The 3898-nt window shown below is 74.9% G+C and carries 1 protein-coding gene; it reads left to right on the forward strand.

Going from position 1 to position 3898, the window contains the following annotated elements:
• A partial coding sequence (locus tag AB0O11_RS39100) for a type I polyketide synthase (protein ID WP_363397333.1) occupies positions 1-3898 on the forward strand: 3898 nt, incomplete at both ends.

A 3898-nucleotide genomic window follows, 5' to 3' on the forward strand; every position in this document is an offset into this window, starting at 1 on the left:
CCAACGCCCACCTCATCCTCGAACAACCGGAAAACCACGCGGACGACACCGAGCAGACCGACGAGGAACCGACCCCCGCAGGCGTCGTCCCCTGGGTGCTCTCCGCGCGCAGCGAGGCAGCACTCCGCGCCCAGGCGGAGCGCCTGCGCGAGCACCTTGCCGCGGCTCCCCTCCCCCGCCCCGCCGACGTCGCCCACGCCCTCGCCACCGGCCGCGCGCTCCTCGACCACCGTGCCGTGGTCCTTGGCGAGGACCACGGGAGCCTCCTCGCCGGTCTGGACGGGCTGGCAGTCGGGGACACCCCGGCTGCCGTGGTCGGGGATGCCCTGGCAGGCGCCGACAGGGCCGTCCTCGTCTTCCCCGGCCAGGGCTCGCAGTGGGCCGGAATGGCGGTGGAACTGCTGGATTCCCACGTCGTGTTCGCCGACAGCATCGCCGCGTGCGAGCGCGCCCTGTCGCCGTACGTGGACTGGTCGCTCACCGAGGTGCTGCGCCGCGCCCCCGGCGCTCCGGGGCTGGAGCGCGTGGACGTGGTGCAGCCCGCGCTGTTCGCCGTGATGGTGTCGCTGGCGGCGGTGTGGCGCTCCGTGGGCGTCACTCCCGCCGCCGTCGTCGGGCATTCGCAGGGCGAGATCGCCGCCGCGTACGTCGCCGGCGCGCTGTCGCTGGACGACGCGGCGAAGGTGGTCGCCCTGCGCAGCCTGGCGATCCGCGCGCTCGCGGGCAAGGGCGGTATGGGCTCCGTACCGCTGTCGCGGCAGGAGACGGAGGCCCGGCTGGAACGCTGGGGCGGCCGGCTGTCGGTCGCGGCGGCCAACGGACCGTCCGTCACGGTGGTGTCCGGCGATCCCGACGCGCTCGCGGAGCTCGTGCAGTCCTGCAGGGACGAGGGCATCTGGGCCAGGACGATCGCGGTGGACTACGCCTCGCACTCCGCACACGTGGAAGAGATCCGCGACGCGGTGCTCCAAGCGCTGGCAGACGTGACGCCGCACGCGTCGGACGTGACGTTCTACTCGACACTCCTCGGCGAGCCCGTCGACACGACGGCGCTGGACGGCGACTACTGGTACCGCAATCTCCGCAACACCGTCCAGTTCGAGAAGGCGATCCGGGCCCTGGCGGCCGACGGCTACCGGACGTTCATCGAAAGCAGCCCGCACCCCGTGCTGACCATGGGTGTGCAGGAAACCCTCGAAGCGGCTGCGGAGGAGGCCGGGCAGGACGCCCCCGCCGTGGTCGTCGGCTCGCTCCGCCGTGACAAGGGCGACTGGCGCGAGTTCCTGACCTCCCTCGCCACCGTGTTCGTCGGCGGCCACGAGGTGGACTGGGCCGCGGTGCCCGGCACCGCCGGGCCGGCCCGGCGGGTGGAGCTGCCCACCTACGCGTTCCAGCGCCGCCGGTACTGGATCGAGCCCCCGGCCGCGGCAGGAGACATGGCGGGTGCCGGACTCGCCACGGCGGACCATCCGCTGCTGGGCGCCCTGGTCTCCCTCGCCGACGACGGCGGGCTGCTGCTCACCGGCCGGCTGTCGGTGCGCGCCCACCCGTGGCTGGCCGATCACGCCGTGGCGGGCACCGTGCTCCTGCCTGGCACCGCGTTCGTGGAACTGGCCCTGCGTGCGGCGGACGAGGCGGGGTGCGACCAAGTCGACGACCTCACGCTCGAAGCACCGCTGGTCCTCCCCGAACACGGCGAGATCCAGCTCCAGATGGCCGTGGGAGCGGCGGACACCTCGGGCCGGCGCCCGCTGCGCGTGTACTCCCGTCCCACGGCCGACGCCCCCGGCGCGAACGACGGGGAGTGGACCCGGCACGCGACCGCCTTCCTGGCCCTCGGCGAGCCGGCCGCCACGGAGGCCCTCGGCTCCTGGCCTCCGGCGGGCGCCACGCCCGTCGACCTGACCGCGCGCTACGAGCTCCTCGCTGCCCGAGGCTACGAGTACGGCCCCGCCTTCCAGGGGCTGAGCGCCCTGTGGCAGCGCGACGGCGAGGTGTTCGCCGAAGTGCGGCTGGCGGAGGAACAGCGGGAGGGAGCCGACGCGTTCGGGCTCCACCCGGCGCTGCTCGACGCGGCCCTGCACGCCGTCGTGCTGCGGGACCAGGCCGAGGACGGGCCGCTGCTGCCCTTCGCCTGGGACGGCCTGCGGCTGCACGCCACGGGAGCCCGGGAACTGCGGGTGGTGTTCACGCCGACGGGCCGGGACGCCATGTCCGTCATGGCCTACGACCCGACGGGAGCCCCGGCCGCCGAGGCCGGACTGCTGGCCCTGCGGCCCGTCTCCGTCGAGCAACTGGCCGCCGCGAGCCGCACGTCCGGGCCCGGCCGGTCGCTGTACCGGCTGAACTGGACGCCACTGGTCGTTCCGGCGGCGGACGGCGCCGCCCACCCGGAGCCGGTCGCGCTCGCCGAGGCCGGTGCGGGCTCCGACGCGGTGCTCCCCGTCGCGGGCGACGACCTGCACTCCACCCTCGAAGAGGCCCTGCGTACGGTCCAGGAGTGGCTGGCCGACGAGCGCTTCGCCGACGCGCGACTGATCGTCACCACGCGCGGCGCGGTCGCCACGCGGGACGGCGACGACGTCACGGACCTTGCCGCGGCGGCCGTCTGGGGTCTGCTGCGTACGGCACAGTCCGAGCAGCCCGGACGCCTCGTCCTCCTTGACACGGACGAGGCCGAGCCCGCCGCCGGTCTCCTGCGGGCCGCGCTGGCCACGGGTGAGCCTCAGCTCGCCGTGCGGAACGGCGAGTTCCGCGTACCGCGCCTGGGGCGTGCCGACAGCGCCGAGGCCGATGGACGAGGCCTCGGCCCCGAAGGCACCGTCCTCGTCACCGGCGGCACGGGCAGCCTGGGCTCACTGCTGGCCCGGCACCTGGTCACCGAGCACGGCGTACGCCACCTCCTGCTCGTCAGCAGGCGCGGCCCCGCCGCCGACGGCGCGACCGGGCTGGAAGCCGAGCTGACCGCGCTGGGCGCCGACACCACCATCGCCGCCTGCGACGTCGCCGACCGCGACGCCCTGACCGCGCTGCTCGCCACCATCCCCGCCGAACATCCCCTGACCGCCGTCGTCCACGCTGCGGGAGCGCTGGACGACGGCACCTTCGACAGCCTGACGCCGGAGCGCCTGGCAACCGTGCTCCGCGCCAAGGCCGACGCCGCGTGGCACCTCCACGAGCTGACGCGGGACCGCGACCTGAGCGCGTTCGTCCTCTTCTCCTCCGTCGTCGGCACGATCGGGTACACGGGGCAGGGCAACTACGCCGCCGCCAACGCCTACCTCGACGGCCTCGCCGCCCACCGCCGCGCCCACGGGCTGCCCGCCACCTCCCTGGCCTGGGGCCTGTGGGAGGAGGCCAGCGGCATGACCGGACACCTGGGCGGCGCGGACATCGCGCGCATGGCCCGGGCGGGAGTGGCACCGCTGCCCTCGGAAGAAGGGCTCGCCCTCTTCGACGCGGCGCTCGCACGCGAGGAAGCGACGCTCGTCCCGGCCCGGCTGGACCTCGTCGGCCTGCGGTCTCGCGCCGTCCCGGACGGAGTGCCGCCGGTCTTCCGCGGCCTCGTCAGGGCTCCCGTGCGCCGCGCCGCGCAGGCGATGGACGACAAGCCCGGGGACAGCCCCTGGGCACAGCGCTTCATCGGCCTCCCCGCGGAGGAGCGCGACCGCGCGCTGCTCGACTTCGCACGCCGTCAAGTGGCCACCGTGCTCGGCCACGGCGAGGCCGACGGCGTCGCCGCGAACCAGTCGTTCAAGGCGCTGGGCTTCGATTCACTGATGGCGGTCGAGCTCCGCAACCGTCTCAACTCCGCCACCGGCCTGCGCCTGCCCGCCACCCTCATCTTCGACCACCCCACACCCACCGCGCTCGCCGACCACCTGCGCCGGCAGCTCGT

Source organism: Kitasatospora sp. NPDC093102 (assembly GCF_040683915.1).
In the GTDB taxonomy this organism is placed as follows: Bacteria; Actinomycetota; Actinomycetes; order Streptomycetales; family Streptomycetaceae; genus Kitasatospora.